Origin of the sequence: Amycolatopsis sp. lyj-90, assembly GCF_046549035.1 — a bacterium.
Classification (GTDB): Bacteria; Actinomycetota; Actinomycetes; order Mycobacteriales; family Pseudonocardiaceae; genus Amycolatopsis.
This window is the reverse complement of record NZ_JAJPWP010000004.1, coordinates 611,378-632,614: the sequence shown is the minus strand read 5'-3', so window position 1 is coordinate 632,614 and position 21,237 is coordinate 611,378. Positions and strand designations below refer to the sequence as shown.

Below are 21,237 nucleotides of genomic sequence, written 5' to 3'. Positions count from 1 at the left end.
GAGTTTCAATAGCTTACGCAGTTGGTAAACGTAGGTCTGAATCGTGGTGCCAACACTCGCCGGCGGGCGGTCATCCCATAGCTCGTCGACGATTCGCTGAATTCGAACGATGTTGTTAGCCTCGACAACCAGCAGGCTCAATACTCGCCGTAACTTGGGTGCCGACGGAGTGGCCACCACTCCGTCGCGGAGAACTTCAAGCGGACCAAGCAAACTGACCTGCATATTGCCGCCTCCCCAGGACACTGATGAACTTGGTTAGATGTCACAGTCTGTAGCAAATAGACTACGCGACAGCATCGAAAAGCCCTACCCCCATCCCCAGGCCGTCGAAGGTGATAGTTACCGAATCACGAACTACGACAGCACATTCAGGTCTACTCCAGTCAACTGGTTGATCGCTGGAGGATCAGTATCCCCTCGCTAGTGATGATCGAGACGAGAACGAAAAAGGCGCGCGTTCCGACGGAAACGTGTGCCCGGTAGGCGGAATTCTGCTTATTCCACGTCATGAGCGCCACTGTTCCAGTAGGGCTGTGGTGTGTTCGCCGGCCATGAACACCTTATTCGCCAGTACCTCACGAAGCAGGTTCTTGGTGGTATGGATACCGGGCCCGCCGATCTTGAACTCGCCGAGCGCGCGGTCCATTCTGGCCAAAGCCGTGGCCCGGTCGGGGGCCCAGACGACCACTTTCGCCAGCAGTGAGTCGTAGTCGGCCGGTACCCGCCAGCCGGTGTACGCCGCGGTGTCCACCCGCACGAAAGGCCCACCCGGTGGCACGAATTCGGTCAGCTCACCCGGGCAGGGCGCGAAATCACGGTGCGGGTCCTCGGCATTGACCCGGCACTCCACCGCGACACCCCGTACCACGACATCGTTTTGGGTCATCGAAAGCGGCAACCCGGCCGCGACGCGGATCTGCTCACGCACCAGATCGATGCCGGTCACCATTTCGGTGACCGGATGTTCGACCTGTATCCGGCAGTTCGCCTCGATGAACGCGGCCCGGTCACCGTCGACAAGGAACTCGAACGTGCCGGCACCGGTGTAGCCGACCGCGCGCGCACCGTGCACGGCCGCGTCGGCCAGCGATCGGACCAGGTCTTGGGAGAGGCCGGGAGCCGGGCTTTCCTCCAGGAGTTTCTGATGGCGCCGCTGCACCGAACAGTCCCGCTCGCGCAGATGGACCACGTTTCCGTGTCCGTCGGCGAGCAATTGGATTTCGATATGACGGGCCTGTTCCCAGAATTGCTCCAGATAGACCCGATCGTCGCCGAACACCGCCCGGGCGGCGGCACGGGTGGACCGCACGGTGGCGACAAGGTCTTCCCAGCGTCGCACGACGGCCATCCCCCGGCCACCACCACCGGCCGCGGCCTTGACGATCAGGGGCAGCCCGATCCGCTTGGCCTCGGCGAGCATGTCGGCCGAGTCACCGAGTGGTTTCAGAGTGCCGGGCAACACCGGGAGCCCGGCCTCCTTCATCAGCGAGCGGGCCACCGTCTTATCGCCCAGCCGGGACATCACCTCCGGCCGTGGCCCGATGAACACCAGCCCGTTGTCTTCGCAGATCTCAGCGAAATCCGGGTCCTCCGACAAGAAGCCATAGCCGGGATGGATCGCGTCGGCGCCGGTGCGCAAGGCGGCCTCGATGATCGCCGGCGGATAGAGGTAACTCCGTTTCGGCGGTCCCGGCCCGATCTGGACCGCCTCATCGGCCGACCACACGGCGGCCGAGTCCCGATCCACTGTGGAATGGGCGACGACCGCCTTGATCCCCATCTCCTGGCAGGTACGCACGACCCGCAGGGCGATCTCGCCCCGGTTGGCGACCAGCACCGTGCGGATCCTCCGGGTCACCTCGTTCATTCGGCGGTCTCGGCAGCCAGTATCAGCAACGGCTGGCCGTACTCCACGGCTTCCGCGTCATCGACGAGAATCCGCTCCACCCGCCCCGCTTCGTCCGCCACCAGGGGGTTCATCAGCTTCATCGCCTCCACGATCGCCACCTGCTGGCCGACCTCCACGATGTCGCCTTCGCTCACGAAGGGCTTCGCGCCAGGCCGAGTCGACCGGTAGAACGTGCCGACGAGCGGAGCGCGGATTTCGTGACCTGCGGGTGTTCCCTCCTCGATCAACGGCACCTCGGTGGGTGCGGCCGGATCAAGCGGCCATTCGACGTCGATGCTGGCGCAGCCGAGCCGGACCCGCACCCGTCGCGGGCTGTGCGGCGTGGCACCGACGATTCCGCTCAGCCCGCGGCATAAGACCTCCATGGCGCTTTCCGCGTCGAGCTTGGTCATCTCCGACTCCAACGCGGCTATGCCTTCTTCCGGGATCGCACGCATACCCGTCATCTTCTTGCCTCCTCGATCTCACTGGTCGTGTCGAACGCCGAATCGGCGGAACCTGGTTCTGCGGGCGGAGACCAGGCTCGGACCGTCCACCTGTCGCAGCTCGCGAAGCGCGCAGATCACCGCGTCCCGGATGGGGGCCTGCTCGGGCACCACCGCGTCGACGATCCCGAGCTCCAGCAACGACCGCGCCTCCAAGCGCAGCGCCGCCGCGGCGTCGGGCACCGCTCCCGCTTCGCGCCACAGGATCGCCGCGCAGCCCTCGGGACTGATCACCGAATAGATGGCGTTCTCGCAGATGAGCACCCGGTCGGCCACGGCGAGCGCCAGCGCGCCACCGCTACCGCCCTCCCCGGTGATCACGCTGACCACCGGGACCGGCAGCCCGCCCAGCACCCGCAGGCACTCCGCGATCGCGATGGACTGGCCATGCCGTTCGGCGTCGAGACCGGGATGCGCACCCGGCGTATCCACCAGCGTGATCACCGGCAGCCCGAGCTTGCCCGCCAGTCGCAGGAGCCTGGCCACCTTGCGATAGCCAGCCGGTGACGGCATCCCGAAGTCACGTCGCACCAGCTCGTCGGTCGTGTGCCCCTTCTGATGCCCGATCGCCATGACCGGCAGCCCGTCCAGGACGGCCAGGCCGCCGACGATCGCCGGGCAGTCCGCGCCGGCGCGGTCTCCGTGCAACTCGGTGAAGCCGTCGAACCAGGTCGCGGTGTGATCGAGCATGGTCGGCCTGGTCAGTTCCCTGGCCTTGCCGATGATCTCCGCGACCGGCCGCGCCGGGATGCCGTCCGGCTGCCGCACGACCGGATCGGCCGTCAGCTCACCCCACTGCTCACCAGGGACCTCGGTCGCCCCCAGCAGCATGCCGAGCACCTGCGGTAGTTCGGCACGGCCGCGCACATCGTCGACCAGACCGTGGTCGAGCAGGAACTCGGCGGTCTGGAAACCGGTGGGCAGCCGTTGCCGGATCGTCTGCTCGATCACCCGTGGCCCGGCGAAACCCATCCTGGCTCCGGGTTCGGCGATGATCACGTCGGCGAGTGTCGCAAAGGAGGCCGCCACCCCGCCGAAGGTCGGGTCGGTGACCAGCGTGATCGTGAGCAGTCCCGCCTCGTCGAGCGCGGCCATCGCGTTGGCGGTCTTGGCCATCTGCATCAGCGCCAGCGCGCCCTCCTGCATCCGCGCGCCACCGGAAGCGGTGATCAGCAGCAGCGGCACCCGGTCGGCGAGTGCCATTTCGGCTGCCGTCGTGATCGCCTGTCCCGCCGCGCTGCCGAGGCTGCCGCCCATGAACCGGAAGTCCATCGCCGCCACCACGACCGGGCGACCCCGCACGGTTCCGCGCACCACCTGCACCGCGTCGTCCAGCCCGGTCCGCTGCCGGGCACCGGCCAGCCGCTCGGTATACGGAAGCAGATCGGCGAACGAGAGCGGGTCCTCCGCCGCGGCCACCCGCTCGATCGGGATCGCGGAGCCGGCGTCGAGCAGGAGCTCCAACCGGCGCGACGAGGTCAGCCGGGTATGCCGGCCACAGTCGGGACACACCATGCCGAGCCTGACGAACCGCTTGCCGTAGAGGAGGATCCCGCAACCGCCGCAGACCAGCCAGTCACTTTCCGCGAGGGTCACCGACCGCTGTTCGCGTTCGAGCGTAGGTAGCCACACGACCGGGACCTCCTATTCCGGATACTGAGCCATCACCTGGTAGATGCCGAACGAACTGCGCATTCTGTTGTCCTGGAAGGGCCGCAGTGGCGCCGTCTGTCCTTTGTGGTCCACTCCTTGTTCCCAGGCGGCGAACTCCTCGGCACTGTGCCATGAGCTCGCCACCACGAAACCGAGCGGATCGTGTACCGACCGCAGCAGCTCGTTGCCGAGCAGGCCGGGCACTCCGGCCAGCGATCCACTCGCCTGGTGATAGGCCGCCACGATGCCGTCGACGTCCTTGGTACCGCAGTAGACCAGCACGCGGATCCCGCCGGTCACTTCGCGATCTCCCATTCGTGGCGCGAAAGCGGACGGCCCTCCGGCACGAGATGCGCGACCACCCGCATGGTGGTCATCGAGCCCGCCGAGCGGTACGGATGCAGTTTGGCGCGGTGATTCAGGTGCCGGTCGCTGGTCTCGAACTCGCGGAACCTCGGTTCGCTCACCCAGTCGCTGACGACGTAGTAGACGTCTTCCTCGTCGTCGCCGCGCGAGAGCCACTGGCCGAGATTGGCCGGATGCGAGGTGACCGCGTCACCCACCTCCAGCCAGGTCCGTTCGAAATCGCCCGCCATGCCGGGCTTGATCTGCATCCGCAGCATCACCCGGAAGATCTCGCCGTCCGCCATCAGCCGATCCCTCCGTCCACCGAGACGACGCTGCCGGTGACGTAACCGGCAAGCTCACTCGACAGCCAGAGCACCGCGCCCGCCACCTCTTCCGGCGTGCCCAGCCTGCCGAGCGAGGTCTTGGCCGTGTACCGCTGAAGCAACACAGACCGCTGTTCTTCCGGCATGGCGTCGAGCACCTCGGTGTGGATCACGCCCAGCGCCAGCACGTTGAACCTGATGCCACGGGCGCCGAACTCGCGCGCCAGCGACTTGGTCAGCCCGGACAACGCGGCCTTCGTCGCGGTGTAGTGCGCTCGCAGCGGAATGCCGACCTCCACCGACTTCGAGCTCATGCTGAGCACGCTGGAACCCTTTCCCAGCAAGGGAAGCGCGTGCTGAATGACCAGGTGTACCCCCGTCAGGTTGGTGGTGACGATCCGCTGCCACTCATCCAGGGTCAGCTCCGAATAGGGCACGTGACTGATCACCGCGGCGTTGTTGACCACGATGTCCAGTCCCCCGAAGTGCTCCCGGCACGCGTCGAGCAGCCCGGCGACCTGCTCTGGGTCGGCCAGGTCCGCACGCAGCACCTGGTGGCGCCCGCCGATCTCCTTCAGTTCCCGTTCCAGCGACGCGGCCGCCTCACCCTCCTGGCGATAGCAGGTGATCACGTCGACACCGTTGCGCGCCAGCGCGAGCACGACACCGCGGCCGATACCGCGGGTACCTCCCGTTACCAGCGCCCGTTTTCCGGACAGCCCGAGATTCATCCCATTCTCCTTCGTTGTCGGTAGCGGCCTAACCGTGAGGTGTGTAGGACCACGCGACCGCGACGCAGTTGAGCACGAGCGCGCCCACCGCGAGCACGGTGCGGACCAGATTCCAGAATCCCCAGCGCGACCGAGGGTCCAGCTCGCCGAAATCGGCAGGCAGGTTGTCCGGGTCGAGCGTTCTGACCCACTTGTTCACCGGGACGTTCTTCGCGATAGAGATCGCGACCGTGCCCAGCGCCAGCCCGCCTGCCACGAAGAACAACGACTTGTCGGTCTGTGAGCCCGCCGAAAGCCCGAAGACCACGTCCAGCGCCGAAGTGCCGATCAGGCAGGCCGGCATGAACGGGTCGTAGCGGGTCGAGAAGAACGCGTGCACGTAGACGTAGCCTTCGGCGGGCATGCTCTTCATCAGCGGGACCGCGCCCAGCTGCGAACCGAGCAGCACACCGGCCGCGAGCCCGTTCATCAGCAATACCAGCGGAACCAGCGCCTGCAACATCGCGCATCCTCCAGCTCAGCCGACGCGGGCCGTGCCACGGAACGCGGCCTCCACCTTGGCCTTGATCAGCCGTTGCTGGACCGGGGTGTTCCGGCTGAGCCGTTCGCGCATCCCGTCGTCATCGAGCGGTGCCTGTGGCTTCATTTCGAAGTCCTGCACCCAGCGCATCCGAACACCGGCGTCGGTCTGGACGTACTCCCAATAGATCCACATGTATTTGAACGGGCCGGTCTCGACCCGCTGTGCCCGCACCGTCCTTGTCGCCGGGTCGGGGGTACGCGCGGACACCCAGCTCCACACCTTCCCGTTCTCGTCCGGATGCAGGGAGAGGCGGAAGGTGATCGTTTCACCGTCATGGCGGAGGATCGTGGCTTCGGAGTACTCGCTGAACAGCGTCGTCCATGCTTCGATATCGTTGGTCATCTCCCAGACCAGCTCCATCGGAGCATCGATGACGATCTCGTTGTCGATGTGGCCTGCCATCTCTCACGCCTCCGACTTCGCGAACTGCTCGTTGATGAGAACCACCGCGGCACTCGGTGTCGGCATCTCCTCGATCGCGCCGTCCGGAATGGAGACCCCGTGCCGGACTCTCACCTGGTTGAGCAGTTCGAGCACGGCCAGGGAGTCGTAGCCGAGATCGCCGAACTCGACACCGGCGATGTCCCCGTCCAGGTCGACGCCCTCCTCCACGCCGGCACTCCCGCGCATGATCTCTTTCAGTTCATCGAGGGTGAACTCACTCATTTCGTCACTACCTCCAGTGTCTGTTCAGCTCGCCGCGCGCAATACGATCGCCGCGTTGAAACCGCCAAATCCCCTGGCGAGCACGACCGCGGTGCGCAACGGCACTTCGCGCGGCTGGTGCTGGACCAGGGCGATCTCGAATTCGGGCGCCTGCCGGATCGGGGATCCGGTATGCGGGATCACGTTGTCCCGCAACGCCAGCAATGCCGTCGCGACATCGAGCGAGGCCCCGCCGCCGTACAGACGGCCGGTCAGCATCTTCGGCACGGAGACCGGTACCCCGCGTGGACCGAAGGTCTCGGTGATGGCGGCGGCTTCCGCGGCGTCACCTTCGGCCACGCCGGCGCCATCGGCGAAGACCACGTCCACCTCGGACGCGTCGACCTTGGCGTCGTCGAGCGCTCGCCGCAACGTCGCACCCAGCGAGGATGGCCGCGGCGAGGCAGGCGGCGGGTCGAAGCCGGCGGCATAACCGGCGATCGTCCCGTAGCCCGGTCCGATATCACGTCCGGCGGCGGACCCGGCGTCCTCGACGATCAGCATCGCGCCACCTTCACCGGGAAGGTAGCCAGAGGCGTCGACGTCGAACGGCAGGTACGCCCGTACCGGGTTGTCCACTTTGGACATCAGCCCGTTCGAAAGCTGCGTGGTGAAACCATAGGGGCTCATCGACGCGTCCGTACCACCGGCCACCACCACCCTGGTACCGGACCTGATCAGCCTGCGGCCCTGCCCCAGCACGTCGAGGCCACCGGCCTGCTCGCAGCACAGCACGCCACACGGTCCCTTTATGCCGTACCGGATCGACACCTGACCGGCGCTCGCCGCGTAGAACCAAGCGATGGCCTGATAGGCGCCGACCCAGGACGGCCCGCTCGTGTAGAGCTTTTCCATCTCGCGCTGACCGAACTCGGCACCGCCCGAGGAACTGGCGGTCAAGACGGCCATCTCGTACTCCGGCAGCAGCGCCGGATCGATCACCGCGTCGGCGAGTGCCTCCTCGGTCGCGGCGAGACCGAGATGGGTCCAGTGATCGGTCTGCGGCACAAGGCGGTTCGGAATCCGTTCCGCGGCAACGAAACCGGGTACCTGTCCGGCCAGCCGGACAGGATAGGACGTGGAGTCGAACCGGGTGATCCGGCCGATGCCGGACTTCCCGGCGAGCACCGCCTGCCAATGTGCCTCGGCACCGATACCGGTCGGCGCCGCCACACCGATCCCGGTCACGACGGGATCGGTGTTCGCAGCTGGTCCGCTCATCGAATCCGACCTTTCCTTTACTGGACGCGGGGTTCACCATGACACCGCGGCCTGAAGACGCCCTCGCGGCCAGCTCAACGAATCACGGTGACAGCGAAAGCGTTCACGAAGACGGCGAGCACCGCGAGCGTGGTGCGCAGTAGATGCCAGCGCCGCCACAATGGCCTCGGGTCACGCCAACCGGGCGGGATACGTCGCGGGTCGAGCGATTTGACCACGCGATTGATCGGCACGTTGCACCAATGCGAGACCACCGACACGCCGAGCAGAAGGGCGCTCGCCACGCCAAAGTGGACAGTGCCTGCCGATTCCACGAAAGCCAGTGCGATATCCGCCGCCGCCGAGGAAAGCACCAGCACCGGCATGGTCGGATCCCAGTTCCGGCCGATCAGCTGGTGAGTACGGATGTAGTCCCCGGCAGGCATCGCGATCAACGCGGGCAGCACGCTGAGCGCCACCGCGAACAACACACCCGCCACCAGGCCGCTCCCGACCAGCGCGACCACGCTCAAGATGTCCGCTAACACGGCTCGACCACCTCGGCGATCCGGTCGACCTGGCCGGGATCGGCCACGCACGGGAACAACAACAGCTCGTCGCAGCCGTTCGCGGCGTGGGCGGCCACGGTGTCCCGCAACGTGTCCTCGTCCACGATCACCGAATCGACCAGGCGATTCACCTTGTCGCCGTTATAGGAGTAATACTCCCGCAGGTACTTCCCGGCCAGTTCACGGCCGTCCGGGGCGAGTGCGACGTAGCCGAGCGACACCATGCGCGGGCTGTCCGTGCGCCCGTGTTCAGCCCACGCCTCCTTGGTCCGCCGGACCAGCGCGGGATAGCCGGCGACCGAACCGCCGGGCGAGATCCATCCGGTGCCGAATTCGGCGGCCCGGCGAAGCGCCGCGGCCGAATGCCCGCCGATCCACAAGGGAATGTCACCGGTACACGGCCGAGGACCCGGGCCGTCACCACGCCATATCCGCTTCAGCTCGGTGAGCATTCGGTCCAGTCTGCGGCCTCTGGTCCGATAGTCTGTGCCGGTGGCCAGAAAGTCGTCCTCCCGGCCACCCGCGGCGACACCGAGCACCAGACGCCCGCCTGCCAGCCGGTCCAGGCTCGCCAGCTGCTTGGCCAGCTCGGCCACGCTGGGACGATAGGCCGCCAGCAGTACCGTGGTCGCCAGCTTGACCCGTTCGGTGGCACCGGCCGCCGCGGCCAGCGCCACGATGCTGTCGTAGCTGTCGTAGACCAACCTGTCGATGACCGCCAGTGTGGCGAACCCATACCGGTCGGTGCGCCGCGCGAATTCGAGCAGGTCGCCGCCGGCCGCCGCCGGAACCGTCGTCGGCAAACCAAGTCCGATTTCCATGACCACTCCGGGCACTCAAGCGTCGCCGGTGGGCGACGGCCGGACCTCGACGACCACGGCCGCGTCGTCGTCACCGCGCCCGGCTCGCAGCACGGCCTCGAACTCCCTGGCGGCGCACTCGACGAGCGGCATGGTGGCCCCGCGTGCCTTCGCCTCCATACCCACCAGTGCGAGGTCCTTGTGCATGAGCTCGGAACGGAACCCGGCAGGCCGGTACTCGCGGCGAAGCATGAACTGCAGCCGGAAACTCAGCACCGGCGATCGCCATCCGCTGTTGTCCAGCGCGTTGAGCAGCAGATCCCGGCTCATGCCCATGGCCTCGACGAAGGAGACCGCCTCGGCCAGCGCGGCCGTCTGCACCCCGAGCAGGGAGTTGAAGGCCAGCTTCAGCGCGCTCCCGCTCCCTGCCGCACCGAGATAGCGCACCTCCTGACCGAAGGCGTCGAGCACATCCCGCACCGAGTCCACATCGGACTCCGCACCGGCGGCGAACACCCGTAGCTTGCCTTCCGCCGCCATGTGCGGGTTGCCGACGACACACGCCTCGACCCGGCTCACCCCGCCGCTCGCAAGCTTTTCCGTGATGTCGTGCGAGAACGCGGGCGACACGGTCGAAGTATCGATCACGGTGCTCCCGGGCCGGATCGGCGAATCCGGCTGTTCGAAGAGCACCTGGTTGACGGCCGCCTCGTCGGCGAGGCTGAGGACCACGACATCGACCTCCGCGACCGCCTCCTCGATCGAAGTGGCGATCCGCACGCCGATGCCCTCGAGCGAACGGGCTTTTTCCACCGACCTGTTGAACACGGTGACCTCGAAGCCGGCGGCGCGGATCGCCTTGGCTATGCCGGAACCCATCCCACCGAGGCCGAGCACCGCGATCGCCTTGTCACGCACGGCTCAGCCCTTCGTCGGCAGGTCGTCGGCGGAAAGCTGCGAGATGCAGCGCATTCCGGCAGCACGGAAGTACTTCCCGAACGCCTCCGGGTTGCTCGTGTCCCGCTGCCGCACCAGGTAGGGCGCGAGCTTCGCCTCCAGCTCGTGCACCCCGCGCTGGGTGGCCATGTGCCGCCCTATCGCGGCGAAGTCGCCTTCGTAGTGGATCACCCGGACCATGAATCCGCCCTTGATGAACACCGCGGTGCCCACCAGCCGCCCGGCGTGCTCGCCGGACTCGTCGCGCAGATCCGGGGTGTCCACCCGCTGGAAGCCGGCGAAGATCTCGGCGATCTCGTCCTCATGTCCCGGCTTGACCTCATAGGTGATCGCGGCATAAGGCATTTCAGACTCCTCCATCAACAGTCAAGGTCGTCCCGGTGACATACCGGGAGTTCTCACCGGCGAGGAACAGCACGGCACCCGCCACGTCGTCCGGCTGGCACAGCCTGCCCAGCGCGGTCATCCCCACCATGCGTTCGACGAGCTGCGGGGGCAGCCCGGCATCCGGTTCGGTTTCGGTCAGCCCCGGCGCCACGAGATTGACGCGGATACCTCGTGACCCAAGGTCCTTGCACAGCCCGCGCGTCAATCCGATGAGTGCCGCCTTCGACGCGGTGTAGTGCACACCGCCCGGCCGTCCGCGCAACGCCACCGACGCGCCGACATTCACGATCGACGCACCGTCGGTGAGCAACCCCAATGACGCGTGGGTGACCAGGTACGCGGTGGTGACGTTGTGCTCCATCACCCGCCGCCACTCGTCTTCGCCGAGCCGGTCGAAGGGCACCATCCCGTCCACGCCGACGTTGTTCACCAGCACGTCCAAACCGCCCAAGGTCTCCTGGGTGGCTCCGGCCAGCCGTTGTGCGCCCGCCGAAGTGGTCAGGTCGGCTTGGACGACCCGGTTGCGGTCGCTGAGCTCCTTCAGTTCGCGCGTGAGACCGGCCGCCTCCTCACTCGGTTCACGATGGCAGGCGACCACATGCGCGCCATCGCGGGCGAAGGCGAGCGTGATCGCCCGCCCGATGCCTCTCGACCCGCCGGTCACGAGAACTCGCTTGCGCGACAGTCCGTTGTCCACCTGAAGCCTCCTCGATTCGACCGAGGCGATGCTTGCAGCACCAGGTGGGACCGGCCTCAACGAACGAGCAAAGCCGTTCGCACGAGGCGAGTTCCATTCCCGTTCGAGTCCGCCTTCACCCCACGGTGGTTCACTTCCGTGCACCAGGAACGGCCACGGTGCCGTCCGGCCGAGCGAAACGGAGCCATTGGTATGACGAGCAATGCCTCGGACGTCAGTACCTCCGCGGGTATCATCCGACTCGGAAATGCTTTCTGTGACGCAAAGGCGCTGCTCACCGCGGTCGAACTCGACGTGTTCAGCGCGCTGCACGACGCACCCGCGACCGAGACCGAGATCCGGGACAGGCTGGCGCTGCACGGCCGCGGCCTTTCGGACTTCCTCGACCTGCTGGTGGCGCTGGGACTGCTGATCGCCGAAGACGGAACGTACCGCAACGCCGAAGGCGCCGACGAGTATCTGGTGCGGGGAAGGGCGTCCTACGTCGGCGGCTTCCTGCGGCGCACGGACCGCAGCCGCTACCCACTGTGGGGCAAGCTGGCGGGCGCACTGCGCACCGGTTCCCCACAGTCCGAAATGGACTTCAAGTCCCTGCTCGACGACCCGGTGCTGGTCGATCAGTTCGTGCAGATGATGGACTCACTGACCCAGGTGATCAGCAAAGAACTCCTGGACGCGTTCGACTGGGGCCGGTACGGATCGATCCTCGATGTCGGTGGGTGCCGGGGGAACGTCGCGGGCAACATCGTCAAGCGGTATCCGGCGCTGGCCGGCGCCGTCTTCGACATGCCCCAGCTGGAGCCGTTCTTCGAGGAGCATGTCGCCTATCTCGGTCTCACCGGCCGGATCCGCTTTCACGGCGGGAACTTCTTCGCCGACCCGCTGCCCGACAGCGACGTGGTCGTCATGGGTCACGTGTTGCACAACTGGAACCGAGAACAACGCCGAAGCCTGGTGGAGAAGGCGTACGCCGCCGTCAACCCGGGCGGCGCGCTGGTGGTCTACGACCGGATGCTGGACGACGACAGCTCGAAGCACATCGAGAATCTGGTGATCAGCCTCGACATGCTTCTGGTTTCAGAAGGCGGTTCGGGTTACCGTACCGAAGAATTGCGTGGCCATGCCGAAACAGCGGGCTTCACCTCGTTCACCGCCCGCCCGCTCGGCGACTATGACACGCTCGTCGTCTGTCACAAGGGTGAAGAGGAACCACGCTCGAAGATCGGTAGTGCGTGAAGCCCCGATCCGGTGCGCGAACGGCCAGTAACCTTCGATCACTTTGCCATCACCTACTGCCACCATGGGTTCAGCCGGGCAGGTACCCGGACCGAAAGGCGAACAGGGAGCAGAAGAAATGAAACTCGGCCTCGAAGGCAAGGTCGTATTGGTCACCGGCGGCAGCGGGTCGATCGGGGCCGCCATCGCGACCGCTTACGCCGCGGAAGGTGCCCGCACCGCGGTGACCTACCGCGGCAACCCCGGCCGCGCACAGGACGTGGTCGATACCATCACGGCCCAAGGTGGCGAAGCCATCTCGGTCCAGTACGACCTCGCGGACCGCTCGTCGATCATCGCCGCGGTGGACGCGGTGGTCGAGCAGTGGGGCCAGATCGACGTGCTGGTGATGAGCGCCTCCGCGCTCGAAGGTACGCGGATGGACGAGATGCCGTTCGAGAAGATCCCGCTGGACGAGTGGCAGCCGGTGCTGCGCGCCGATGTCGAAGGCGCGTTCCACACCGTGCAGGCCGTGCTGCCGGTGATGAAGGGCCGCGGCTGGGGCCGCATCGCGATCATCTCGGCGAACATCGTCACCAAGGGCGCCACCGGTGACGAGGCGTTCGTGGTGAGCAAGATGGCGCTGCACGGACTGGGCCGTAACCTGGCGACCGAGCTCGCCGCCGAAGGCATCCTGGTCAACACGGTGGCGCCCGGCCCCACGGTCAGCCGGGGCTTCCTCGACCGGTTCCCGGAGTCGGTCACCAAGGACTTCGTGGGCAAGAGCGACGCGGAGATCAAGCAGGCGCTGAACCGCGGCGCGCCGGTCGGGCACGTGTCCACCCCGGCGGATGTCGCGAACACCGTGCTGTTCTTGACTTCCGCGGCCAACGGGAACGTCAGCGGTGCCGTGGTGCACGTGGCCGGCGGGCACTGACCACTCTCTGATCCGCCGTTCGCGGTGTGATCAAGGGCGGCGCGACCCCCAGCGCGCCTGCCCGCACCATCGGGGCTTGGCGTCCGACCGGACGCCAAGCCCCGACCGCGCTTCAGTCGTGGAGCACGATCGTCCCGGTCGGGCACCGGCGAGCGGCCTCGCGAATCGACTCGTGCAAGCCGGCGGGCGGGCTGTCGTCCAGCAATGTCACGACACATTCGTCGTCGTGATCAAACACCTCGGGCACGGCGACAACGCAAAGGCCGCTGCCGCAACAGGTTTCGGTCCTGACGGTCACCCGCATGCTCACCACTCCACCGGGATCACGGCCAGCCCCTCGATCAAGGTTCCCTTCGTCCGGAGCAGTTCCGCGACGGGCACGGCGAGCCGCAGGTCCGGGAACCGGCGCAGCAACGTCTCCAGTATCACCCGCAGTTCGAGCCGGGCGAGTGAAGCGCCGATGCAGAAGTGCGGTCCCACGCTGAAGGTGACGTGCGGGTTGTCTTCCCGGGTGACGTCGAACTCGCCGGGGCGCGCGAAAACGGTCTCGTCCCAGTTGGCCGACTCGACTGCCGGGATCACGCTGGATCCCTTCGGCACCGTCACCCCGCCGACCTCGATGTCCGCGGTGACGTAGCGCAGCATCGACAGCGAACCGTTGAGCAGTTTCCACCGCAGCATTTCCTCGACGGCGTTGGACACCAGTCCGGGGTCGGCACGCAGCGCGGCCAACTGGTCGGGATGCGCGAGGATCTTGGCGACGGTGAGGCCGATCTGGTTGGCGGTGGTCTCGTAGCCGACCAGCAGCAGGATCCGGCACCACCAGTGCAGCTCGTACTCGCTCAGCCGGGTGTCGTCGTCCTCGTGCACCTGGGTCAGCGCACTGATCAGATCGTCGGCGGGCGTGGCCCGTTTGGCCGCGATCAAGCGACCCATATAGGCGCCGAGTTCACCCATCGCGGCCTGGATCTCTTCCTTGCCGTACTTGCCGGTGGACAGGAACTTGTCGGTCCAGCCGCGGAACTTGCCCTGGTCTTCGGCCGGCACCCCGAGCAGATCGCAGATCACCCGGATGGACAGCGGGAACGCCAGGCCCTCCGAAAGGTCGGCGGGCCGGGGTCCCTCTTCCAGTTCGGTGATCAGCTCGTCGACGATCTGCTGCACCCGTGGCCGCATGTTCTCCACCCGCGCCGCGGTGAAGGCCTTCATCACCAGCCGCCGGACCCTGGTGTGCTCCGGCGGGTCCGGGTCCATCTTGGGATCCTGGAACATCTTGTTGTTCTTGGTCATCCTGGCCGCACCAGGCCGGTTGATGTTGCGGCTCACCCTCGGATCGGTCAGTACGGCACGGACGTCCTCGTAGCGGGTCACCAGCAGCGCTTGATCACCGCTCGGCAGCACCACGGAGACGATCGGTCGCTCGCGCAACTCGGCCAGCTCGACCGGCACCTCCAACGCGGCGGGCCGGGAGAACGGGTATGGGACGGGCTGCTCGTCGCTCATCGGAACTCGCTTTCGTCGCAGGAAGTCGGGTCACCAGCTGACCGGGATCTCCACGAAGCCGAGCTCCAGCGGCTTGTCGTGGTGGTGGAGCTTTTCGGCGTCGACGGCGAGCCGCAGGCCGGGGAACCGCTGGAGCACGGCATGCAGCGCCACCTGCAGTTCGAGCCTGGCGAGCGCCGCACCGAGGCAGAAATGCGGGCCGGCGCTGAAGACCAACTGCCGTCGCGCGTCACGGGTGACGTCCAGTCGCATCGGATCGGGAAAGACCGACTCGTCGAAGTTCGCGGATTCGAGCACCGGGATCACGCCTGATCCCTTGGGCACGGTGACGCCGCCGATTTCGATGTCGTCGGTGACGTAGCGGAGCATCGACAGTGAATGGCCGGCGACCTGGCAGCGCAGTAGTTCTTCCACCGCGTTCGGGATCAGCGACGGATCCTCGCGTAGCAACGCGAGTTGCTCCGGCCGCCGCAGGAGGAGGACAAGACTGCTGCCCAGCTGGGTCGCGGTCGTCTCGTAGCCGGCCAGCAGCAGGATCACACACCAGACGTGCAGCTCATGGCCGCTCAGTGAGCCGTCCTGCTCGTCGTGCGTCCTGATCAGCTCGCTGATCAGGCCGTCGTCCGGCACCGCCCGCCTGCTTTCGATCAGCTCGCCCATGTACTGCCAGGCCTCACCGACCCCGCTGCGGAACCGGTGGCTGTCCTCCTCGGGCACGCCGAGCAGGCCGCAGATCACCCGGAGGGTCAGCGGAACCGCGAATTCGGCGGCGAAGTCGACCGGTGGGGTCAGCCCGGCGAGCCGGTCCACCAGCTCGTCGGCGGCGCCCTGTACGTGGGGGCGCAAGCTTTCCACCCTGGTCGCGGTGAACGCCTTGGCCATCAGCCGGCGCATCCTGGTGTGCTCCGGCGGATCACGGTCGATCTTGGGGTTCTGGAAGATCTTGGTCTGCTCGACCGTCATCCGGGGCGCGCCCGGCCGGTCCCGGTTGCGGCTCAGCCGTGGATCCGAAAGCACGTCGCGGACATCCGCGTACCGGGTGACCAGATAGGCCTCGTCACCGCTCGGCAGGTTCACCCGGACCACCGGCTCCTCGCGCAGCGCGGCAAGCTCAGGCGGCGGCTCGGCACCCGCCGGCCAGTCGAAGGGGAACCTGACCATGTGCACCTCTTCTCTTGAAACGACCGGATAGCCCGGCGATCCCGATATTCGGCGCTGCCGGTGGAAGGTGTCGCAAGAGCGACTCAAGGCCGGTGCCGGCTTCCATTCCCCGTTGACCGGCTTGGGGAATCGTGAGCTTCGTCCGCGTCGTGCTGCCGAGAGGATGGGCGCTTCATGCGTGTGCTGCTGGTCACGTCGAATTGGCCTTCACACTATTTCCAACTGGTCCCGCTGGTCTGGGCGTTACGTGCCGATGGGCACGAGATCTTCGTCAACAGCCAGCCGGGCTTCACCGAGACCATCGTGCGGTCCGGTGCCATCGCCGCACCGAGCGGAGTGGACATCGAACTGGCCGAGGCCGCCAGGCTCGCCGCGGCCGACCCGCCCCGGGAGTGGCCTGCCGATCCGCCGACCGGAGTATCCGAAGAGGACTGGAACGGTGGCTGGCGCGAGGTGTCCCGCAAGGCGTTCCCGATGTTCGTCAAAGCAGCGGAACTTCAGGTCGACGGTGTGATCGGTCTTGCCAAGGCACTACGCCCCGATGTCGTGGTGTACGAACCGACGGCACTGGCCGGTCCGATCGCGGCCGCGGCCATCGGGGTGCCCGCGGTACGTCACGTGCTCGGCGTCGATGTGGTCTACATGGCAAGGGAACTGATCGCGCCGCTGCTGGCGCCGATCACCGATCGGCTCGGGATCGGCCGGGTGGATCCGGTCGGGGCGGCCACCATCGACAACTGCCCGCCGAGTATGCAGCTTGAGTCGGACGTCACCAGGCTGGGCATCCGGTTCGTCCCCTACAACGGTGCCGGCACGCTGCCGGGATGGTTGCTCGAACCGGCTGAGAAGCCGCGGATCTGTGTCAGCTGGGGTCTTTCGGCGTCGGCACGCGGGCGTGGCTTTCTCGTGCCTTCGCTCGTCGAATCGTTGCACAGCCTCGATGCGGAGATCATCGTCGCCATCTCCACAGCCGACCGGAAGAACCTGGGACCGCTCCCATCCGATGTCCGTGTCGTGGAGTCGATGCCGCTGCACCTGTTGATGCCGTCGTTGAGCGCGATGCTGCACCAAAGCGGCATGGGAACGATGCTCACCGCACTCAGTTTCGGTGTGCCGCAACTGGTCGTGCCGCAGATGCCGGACGAACTCATGGAGTCACGCCCGCTCGGCGCGGCCGGAATAGCTTTGCCCAGCGAGGAAGCCGACCTCGGCGCGTTCCAGCTCGCCGCCGCGGACCTGTTACGCGACCCCGCCTACCGTAAGGCCGCCGAGGAGGTCCGTGACGAGATCCGGGAACAGCCGTCCCCCGCCGAAACCGTCATAGCGCTCGAAGAACTGGTTCGAACCACGAAATGAGGGTGGCATAATCATGACGACCGAGCACCAATCTCCCGCCGACCAGGTATTCCAGCTGTCCAACGGGATGTCGGCCGCCGCTGTCGTACTCGCCGCGGCCAGGCTCGGCCTCGCGGACGCGGTCACCGAGGAACCGTTCGAGGCCAAGCAACTCGCCACGGCGGTCGGCGCCGATCCGGACGCCTTGGCCCGGCTGTTACGCGTCTTGGCCGCGTTCGGGATCTTCCACCAGAGCGCACCCGGCCGCTACGAACACACCGATCGGTCGCGGGCGATGCGCGCGGACCACTCGGATCGGCTGCTCGACAAGCTGCTCACCGGGTCCGAATGGGGCTGGACCATGTGGGGCAAGCTCGCCGACGCGGTGCGCACCGGCGAATGCGCGTTTCCCGCCGAATACGGTGTGGGCTTCTTCGACTATCTCGGGCAGAATCCCGAGGACCAGGCGCGGATGTACCGCGGGATGACCGCGTGGTCCGAGCAGACGCATCCGATGATCGCGGACGCACTCGACCTGTCCGGCGCGCGGACGGTCGCCGACATGGGCGGCGGCAAAGGTGCGCTGCTGCGGGTGTTGCTCGAGCACAATCCGCATCTTTCCGGCGTGTTGTTCGAAAGCGAAGCCACCCGGCGGGTGATGGACGACGAGCTGGGCACGGGCGCCCTCGCGGCGCGCAGCACGTTCGTCGCGGGTGACTTCTTCCGGGAAGTACCGTTCACGGCGGACGTGTACCTGTTCAAGCTCACCATGCACATGTACGACGATGAGCAGTGCGTCCATATCCTGCGCAACACCGCCGCGAACGCCCGTCCGGGAGCACGGATCGTCATCGCCGACCCCTTGCTGGTCGATCCCCCGACCCACGCCTTCACCCCTGTCATGGACCTGCACATGCTCCTGGTGATGGGCGGACGCGAGCGAACCGAGGACGACTACGCCCGCCTCCTGACCAGCGCCGGCTTGGAATTCACCGGCATCACCCCAACGGCAAGCGTCCTGCATCTCGCCGAAGCAACTCTTCCCTGACGAAAACGCCATCTGCCGGCATAGTGCGGAGCGCTTGCCCGCGGTATGCCGACAGATGGCGTCCTCAACGAAGACGAGATCACCCCTGCCGCGTCGGGTTCAGGCTGCGGCGTGCGCAGATCACGGCCGTTCCCGCGCAGCCGACGAGCAGGCCGAGCGAGAGGTAGTAGACGTAGTGCGGGAGTACGTCCGACAGGTGCACGACCTGACTGCCGAGGCCGGCGCCCAGCGCACTGAACAGCCAGATCAGGCCGATAGTACGGCCGGTGAAGGCCGACGACACCACCTCGGCGGCGGTGGCGAGTCCGATCGGGCCGATGATCACCTCGCCGCACGCGATCAGGAAGAAGGCCGCGACGAGCCACAGCGGTGAGACCTTCCCGTCGAGCGCGAGCGCGGCCGCCGGGCTCATCACGATGAACGCGCCGGCGGCGAGCAGCAACGCCAGGCCGAACTTCGCCGCGGTGCCGAACCGGTGACCGAGCCGCACCCAGAGCCAGGCGAACACCGGTGCGGTGAGCAGGATGAAGAACGGCACGGCCGATTGGAACCAGCTCACCGGCAATTCGAAGCCGAGGATCGAGCGATCGGTCGACTGTCGCGCGAACAGGCTCAGCAACGCCCCGGTCTGCGCGGCCAGCATCCAGAACAGCGAGAACGACAGCAAGAGCCAGAAGAACGGCCGCAAGCGCTTACGCCCATCCTGCCCGACCTCGGGACTCCGCAGCAGCACCAGGAAATAGATGAACGGCACGAACAAAGCGCAAGCGGCGAAGATCCCGATCAGGTGCATCGGCGTGAACGTGCCGGCGAACACGTCCACGATGAGCAGTGCGGAGACGACCGCCAGTCCGGCGGCCGCTCGCCCACCGATGCGGCGGCGTTGTGCGGTGGTCGCCGGCTGTTGCGGCACCCTGCCGGATTCGCCGAAGTGCTTGGCACCCATCACGAACTGTGCGACGCCAAAGGTCATACCGACCGCCGCCGCGCTGAATCCCCAGTGCCAGCCGTAGTTCTCGGCGAGGAAGCCGACGATCAGCGGTGCCAGCAGCGCGCTGACCTGGATGCTGACATAGAAGATCGAGAAGGCGGCTTCCCGTTTTGCCCGCTCGTGCGAGCCGAAGGCGGAACTCAGCAGCGCCAACATGTTCGGCTTGAGCAAGCCGGTTCCCAGCGCGATCAGGATCAGCCCGAGATACGAGGTGAACCGGGTCGGCACCGCCATGCTGTAGTGGCCGAGCGCGATCAGCACACCACCCATGATCGTCGCTCGCCGGTAGCCGAGTATCCGGTCACCGATCCATCCGCCCGGCAGCGAAAGCACGAACACCAACCCGATGTACGCGCCGAACAGTGCGGCCGCGTCGGTCTTCGGCAGGCCGAGCCCGCCTTCTTCGGACGGCGCCGCGGCATAGAGGGTGAGAACGGCCATCATCCCGTAGAAGCTGAACCGCTCCCAGATATCGGTGAAGAAGAGGGTGACGAACCACCGGGGATAGTCGAACCGGCGCCGCTTCGCCGCGGCCGGGGCAGGCGTCTGCTGATCGATCGGGGGCGCCATGGCTACCAGCCCGCGGCGATCGTCTCGACGATCTGCCGTCTGTCCTGTTCGGACAGCCACCAGCCGACCGGCAGGCACACCATCCGCTCCGCCACGTGGTCCATACCGGGCAACAGGGCGGAGAATTCGCGCAGGCACTCGTGCTTGTCGTTGCGTTCGTGCACCTGACTGACCATGATCCCGGCCTCGTCCATGCGTTTGACGAACGCGTCGCGGTTCTCCACCAGCACCGGATAGACCCAGTGAGAGGAGTTCCGCTCCGCGGCGCGCTCGGTGAGCCGCAGGCCCGCGACCCCGGCGAGATGCCGGTCGTAGTAGGCGGCGTTCTCCCGATGCTTGTGCAGTACGTCGTCCACCTCGGACAGGTTCGCGAGCCCGATCGCCGCGTTGAGGTCGGTGAGGTGAAACTTGAAACCGTACTCGGCGACGTCCGGTGCGTTGCGCAGCCGGTCGGCGGTCCTGTCGATACCGAACCAGCGCAGCAGCCGGGCCCGCTTGGCCATCGCCTCGTCGGGGAAGACGATCAGGCCGCCGTCGACACAGGTGAGATGTTTGAGCGCCTGGAAACTGAACACCGAAATGTTGCCGTGGGTGCCGAGTTCCCGGCCTCGATAGGTCGCGCCCCACGCGTGCGCGCAGTCCTCGATCACCACTGGCCGGAACCCGAACTTGGCTTCGGCCTGGTCGAGAATCCCGGTCAACCTGGCCAGATCGACCGGGTAGCCCGCGAAGTGGACGACCATGATCGCGCGGGTGGCCGGGGTGATCTTGCGGGCGAGATCGTCGAGATCCACGTTGAGGGTGTCCGGGTCGACATCGACCCAGCGGACACGCAGGCGATTGGCCAGGATGGAAAAGTTGGTCGCCTCGAAGGTCAACGGGGTGGACAGCACCTCGCCGGTCCCGTCGGCGGCCGCACCGGCGACCAAGTGCAGCGCCAGGTGCAGACCCGAGGTCGCGCTGTTGACCGTAACCACGTTGGGGTTGCCGATCCGCTCGGCGAGCGCCTGCTCGAACTCGGCGACCTTCGGCCCCTGGCCGACGTGGCCGCTGGTCAGCACCTGCGTCGCGGCACCGGTGGCGGACTCGGACATGGACACCTTGAACAAGGGGATCATCAGCGGACT

Annotated in this window: 24 protein-coding genes and 1 pseudogene; 4 read left to right on the top strand and 21 right to left on the bottom strand. The window is 66.8% G+C overall.

Annotated features, from left to right (window positions below; translation table 11 throughout):
- Nucleotides 1-6 precede the first annotated feature (6 nt).
- The 16 genes and pseudogenes from ACLJPX_RS18400 to ACLJPX_RS18325 form a co-directional block, all read right to left on the bottom strand.
- Nucleotides 7-225 (bottom strand): annotated as a pseudogene (locus tag ACLJPX_RS18400) (AfsR/SARP family transcriptional regulator); the annotation flags it as partial.
- A 283-nt stretch (nt 226-508) separates the two neighbouring features.
- Nucleotides 509-1,870: an acetyl/propionyl/methylcrotonyl-CoA carboxylase subunit alpha gene (locus tag ACLJPX_RS18395; protein WP_410601170.1), complete on the bottom strand. Its 1,362-nt coding sequence runs from the start codon at nt 1,868-1,870 to the stop codon at nt 509-511.
- On the bottom strand, nt 1,867-2,304 hold the full coding sequence (locus ACLJPX_RS18390) for an acetyl-CoA carboxylase biotin carboxyl carrier protein (RefSeq protein ID WP_410601169.1): 438 nt from the start codon (nt 2,302-2,304) through the stop codon (nt 1,867-1,869). The genes ACLJPX_RS18395 and ACLJPX_RS18390 overlap by 4 nt, the downstream gene beginning before the upstream one ends.
- A gap of 72 nt (nt 2,305-2,376) precedes the next feature.
- The gene (locus ACLJPX_RS18385; protein ID WP_410601168.1) at nt 2,377-4,029 is read right to left on the bottom strand and encodes a carboxyl transferase domain-containing protein; all 1,653 of its coding nucleotides are present in this window, start codon (nt 4,027-4,029) and stop codon (nt 2,377-2,379) included.
- Between the two features lie 12 nt (nt 4,030-4,041).
- On the bottom strand, nt 4,042-4,350 hold the full coding sequence (locus tag ACLJPX_RS18380) for an antibiotic biosynthesis monooxygenase family protein (RefSeq protein WP_410601167.1): 309 nt from the start codon (nt 4,348-4,350) through the stop codon (nt 4,042-4,044).
- Nucleotides 4,347-4,700 carry an antibiotic biosynthesis monooxygenase family protein gene (locus ACLJPX_RS18375; RefSeq protein WP_410601166.1) on the bottom strand — a complete coding sequence of 118 codons (354 nt, stop codon included), beginning with the start codon at nt 4,698-4,700 and terminating at the stop codon, nt 4,347-4,349. The genes ACLJPX_RS18380 and ACLJPX_RS18375 overlap by 4 nt, the downstream gene beginning before the upstream one ends.
- Nucleotides 4,700-5,452, bottom strand: a complete 753-nt coding sequence (locus tag ACLJPX_RS18370) for an SDR family NAD(P)-dependent oxidoreductase (protein WP_410601165.1) — start codon at nt 5,450-5,452, stop codon at nt 4,700-4,702. The genes ACLJPX_RS18375 and ACLJPX_RS18370 overlap by 1 nt, the downstream gene beginning before the upstream one ends.
- A 28-nt stretch (nt 5,453-5,480) precedes the next feature.
- Nucleotides 5,481-5,954: an anthrone oxygenase family protein gene (locus tag ACLJPX_RS18365; protein ID WP_410601164.1), complete on the bottom strand. Its 474-nt coding sequence runs from the start codon at nt 5,952-5,954 to the stop codon at nt 5,481-5,483.
- A gap of 15 nt (nt 5,955-5,969) precedes the next feature.
- Nucleotides 5,970-6,437, bottom strand: a complete 468-nt coding sequence (locus tag ACLJPX_RS18360) for an SRPBCC family protein (RefSeq protein WP_410601163.1) — start codon at nt 6,435-6,437, stop codon at nt 5,970-5,972.
- 3 nt (nt 6,438-6,440) lie between these two features.
- Nucleotides 6,441-6,701, bottom strand: coding sequence for an acyl carrier protein (locus tag ACLJPX_RS18355; protein ID WP_410601162.1), 261 nt, complete (start codon nt 6,699-6,701; stop codon nt 6,441-6,443).
- A 24-nt stretch (nt 6,702-6,725) separates the two neighbouring features.
- Nucleotides 6,726-7,961, bottom strand: a complete 1,236-nt coding sequence (locus ACLJPX_RS18350; RefSeq protein ID WP_410601161.1) for a ketosynthase chain-length factor — start codon at nt 7,959-7,961, stop codon at nt 6,726-6,728.
- Nucleotides 7,962-8,035: 74 nt separating this feature from the next.
- A complete protein-coding gene (locus ACLJPX_RS18345; RefSeq protein WP_410601160.1) occupies nt 8,036-8,488 on the bottom strand; it encodes a DUF1772 domain-containing protein in 453 nt (150 codons plus the stop codon).
- On the bottom strand, nt 8,482-9,330 hold the full coding sequence (locus ACLJPX_RS18340) for an LLM class flavin-dependent oxidoreductase (protein ID WP_410601159.1): 849 nt from the start codon (nt 9,328-9,330) through the stop codon (nt 8,482-8,484). The genes ACLJPX_RS18345 and ACLJPX_RS18340 overlap by 7 nt, the downstream gene beginning before the upstream one ends.
- A 15-nt stretch (nt 9,331-9,345) precedes the next feature.
- On the bottom strand, nt 9,346-10,227 hold the full coding sequence (locus ACLJPX_RS18335; protein ID WP_410601158.1) for an NAD(P)-dependent oxidoreductase: 882 nt from the start codon (nt 10,225-10,227) through the stop codon (nt 9,346-9,348).
- Between the two features lie 3 nt (nt 10,228-10,230).
- Nucleotides 10,231-10,611, bottom strand: coding sequence for a SchA/CurD-like domain-containing protein (locus ACLJPX_RS18330; protein WP_410601157.1), 381 nt, complete (start codon nt 10,609-10,611; stop codon nt 10,231-10,233).
- A gap of 1 nt (nt 10,612) precedes the next feature.
- On the bottom strand, nt 10,613-11,350 hold the full coding sequence (locus ACLJPX_RS18325) for an SDR family NAD(P)-dependent oxidoreductase (RefSeq protein WP_410601156.1): 738 nt from the start codon (nt 11,348-11,350) through the stop codon (nt 10,613-10,615).
- A 192-nt stretch (nt 11,351-11,542) separates the two neighbouring features.
- Between ACLJPX_RS18325 and ACLJPX_RS18320 the strand changes: the two genes are divergently transcribed.
- Both ACLJPX_RS18320 and ACLJPX_RS18315 read left to right on the top strand, forming a co-directional pair.
- Complete coding sequence (locus ACLJPX_RS18320; RefSeq protein ID WP_410601155.1) at nt 11,543-12,586, top strand: methyltransferase; 1,044 nt, start codon at nt 11,543-11,545, stop codon at nt 12,584-12,586.
- A gap of 118 nt (nt 12,587-12,704) precedes the next feature.
- Nucleotides 12,705-13,502 (top strand): SDR family NAD(P)-dependent oxidoreductase, encoded by a 798-nt coding sequence (locus ACLJPX_RS18315; RefSeq protein WP_410601154.1) that lies wholly within the window; start codon nt 12,705-12,707, stop codon nt 13,500-13,502.
- Between the two features lie 112 nt (nt 13,503-13,614).
- Here ACLJPX_RS18315 and ACLJPX_RS18310 read toward each other — a convergent pair whose 3' ends face one another.
- Genes ACLJPX_RS18310 through ACLJPX_RS18300 form a run of 3 tightly spaced genes read right to left on the bottom strand, consistent with a single transcriptional unit; the run spans nt 13,615 to nt 16,166 of the window.
- Nucleotides 13,615-13,806 (bottom strand): ferredoxin, encoded by a 192-nt coding sequence (locus ACLJPX_RS18310; RefSeq protein WP_410601153.1) that lies wholly within the window; start codon nt 13,804-13,806, stop codon nt 13,615-13,617.
- A 2-nt stretch (nt 13,807-13,808) separates the two neighbouring features.
- Nucleotides 13,809-15,005, bottom strand: a complete 1,197-nt coding sequence (locus ACLJPX_RS18305) for a cytochrome P450 (RefSeq protein WP_410601152.1) — start codon at nt 15,003-15,005, stop codon at nt 13,809-13,811.
- Nucleotides 15,006-15,035: 30 nt separating this feature from the next.
- Nucleotides 15,036-16,166, bottom strand: coding sequence for a cytochrome P450 (locus ACLJPX_RS18300; protein WP_410601150.1), 1,131 nt, complete (start codon nt 16,164-16,166; stop codon nt 15,036-15,038).
- Nucleotides 16,167-16,340: 174 nt separating this feature from the next.
- On the opposite strand from ACLJPX_RS18300, the gene ACLJPX_RS18295 reads away from it, so the two are divergent.
- Together ACLJPX_RS18295 and ACLJPX_RS18290 are read left to right on the top strand one after the other, a co-directional pair.
- Nucleotides 16,341-17,522, top strand: coding sequence for a nucleotide disphospho-sugar-binding domain-containing protein (locus tag ACLJPX_RS18295; protein ID WP_410601149.1), 1,182 nt, complete (start codon nt 16,341-16,343; stop codon nt 17,520-17,522).
- A 13-nt stretch (nt 17,523-17,535) separates the two neighbouring features.
- Nucleotides 17,536-18,549 carry a methyltransferase gene (locus ACLJPX_RS18290; protein WP_410601148.1) on the top strand — a complete coding sequence of 338 codons (1,014 nt, stop codon included), beginning with the start codon at nt 17,536-17,538 and terminating at the stop codon, nt 18,547-18,549.
- 79 nt (nt 18,550-18,628) lie between these two features.
- Here ACLJPX_RS18290 and ACLJPX_RS18285 read toward each other — a convergent pair whose 3' ends face one another.
- Nucleotides 18,629-20,110 carry a peptide MFS transporter gene (locus tag ACLJPX_RS18285; protein WP_410601147.1) on the bottom strand — a complete coding sequence of 494 codons (1,482 nt, stop codon included), beginning with the start codon at nt 20,108-20,110 and terminating at the stop codon, nt 18,629-18,631.
- 2 nt (nt 20,111-20,112) lie between these two features.
- Nucleotides 20,113-21,228, bottom strand: coding sequence for a DegT/DnrJ/EryC1/StrS family aminotransferase (locus ACLJPX_RS18280; RefSeq protein ID WP_410601146.1), 1,116 nt, complete (start codon nt 21,226-21,228; stop codon nt 20,113-20,115).
- Nucleotides 21,229-21,237 lie beyond the last annotated feature (9 nt).

Coding starts and splice junctions, on each gene's coding strand:
- ACLJPX_RS18395 (WP_410601170.1), bottom strand. CDS start 1,870: ATGAACGAGGTGACCCGGAGGATCCGCACGGTGCTGGTCGCCAACCGG.
- ACLJPX_RS18390 (WP_410601169.1), bottom strand. CDS start 2,304: ATGACCAAGCTCGACGCGGAAAGCGCCATGGAGGTCTTATGCCGCGGG.
- ACLJPX_RS18375 (WP_410601166.1), bottom strand. CDS start 4,700: ATGGCGGACGGCGAGATCTTCCGGGTGATGCTGCGGATGCAGATCAAG.
- ACLJPX_RS18370 (WP_410601165.1), bottom strand. CDS start 5,452: ATGAATCTCGGGCTGTCCGGAAAACGGGCGCTGGTAACGGGAGGTACC.
- ACLJPX_RS18365 (WP_410601164.1), bottom strand. CDS start 5,954: ATGTTGCAGGCGCTGGTTCCGCTGGTATTGCTGATGAACGGGCTCGCG.
- ACLJPX_RS18360 (WP_410601163.1), bottom strand. CDS start 6,437: ATGGCAGGCCACATCGACAACGAGATCGTCATCGATGCTCCGATGGAG.
- ACLJPX_RS18355 (WP_410601162.1), bottom strand. CDS start 6,701: ATGAGTGAGTTCACCCTCGATGAACTGAAAGAGATCATGCGCGGGAGT.
- ACLJPX_RS18350 (WP_410601161.1), bottom strand. CDS start 7,961: ATGAGCGGACCAGCTGCGAACACCGATCCCGTCGTGACCGGGATCGGT.
- ACLJPX_RS18340 (WP_410601159.1), bottom strand. CDS start 9,330: ATGGAAATCGGACTTGGTTTGCCGACGACGGTTCCGGCGGCGGCCGGC.
- ACLJPX_RS18330 (WP_410601157.1), bottom strand. CDS start 10,611: ATGCCTTATGCCGCGATCACCTATGAGGTCAAGCCGGGACATGAGGAC.
- ACLJPX_RS18320 (WP_410601155.1), top strand. CDS start 11,543: ATGACGAGCAATGCCTCGGACGTCAGTACCTCCGCGGGTATCATCCGA.
- ACLJPX_RS18315 (WP_410601154.1), top strand. CDS start 12,705: ATGAAACTCGGCCTCGAAGGCAAGGTCGTATTGGTCACCGGCGGCAGC.
- ACLJPX_RS18310 (WP_410601153.1), bottom strand. CDS start 13,806: ATGCGGGTGACCGTCAGGACCGAAACCTGTTGCGGCAGCGGCCTTTGC.
- ACLJPX_RS18305 (WP_410601152.1), bottom strand. CDS start 15,005: ATGAGCGACGAGCAGCCCGTCCCATACCCGTTCTCCCGGCCCGCCGCG.
- ACLJPX_RS18300 (WP_410601150.1), bottom strand. CDS start 16,166: ATGGTCAGGTTCCCCTTCGACTGGCCGGCGGGTGCCGAGCCGCCGCCT.
- ACLJPX_RS18295 (WP_410601149.1), top strand. CDS start 16,341: ATGCGTGTGCTGCTGGTCACGTCGAATTGGCCTTCACACTATTTCCAA.
- ACLJPX_RS18290 (WP_410601148.1), top strand. CDS start 17,536: ATGACGACCGAGCACCAATCTCCCGCCGACCAGGTATTCCAGCTGTCC.
- ACLJPX_RS18285 (WP_410601147.1), bottom strand. CDS start 20,110: ATGGCGCCCCCGATCGATCAGCAGACGCCTGCCCCGGCCGCGGCGAAG.
- ACLJPX_RS18280 (WP_410601146.1), bottom strand. CDS start 21,228: ATGATCCCCTTGTTCAAGGTGTCCATGTCCGAGTCCGCCACCGGTGCC.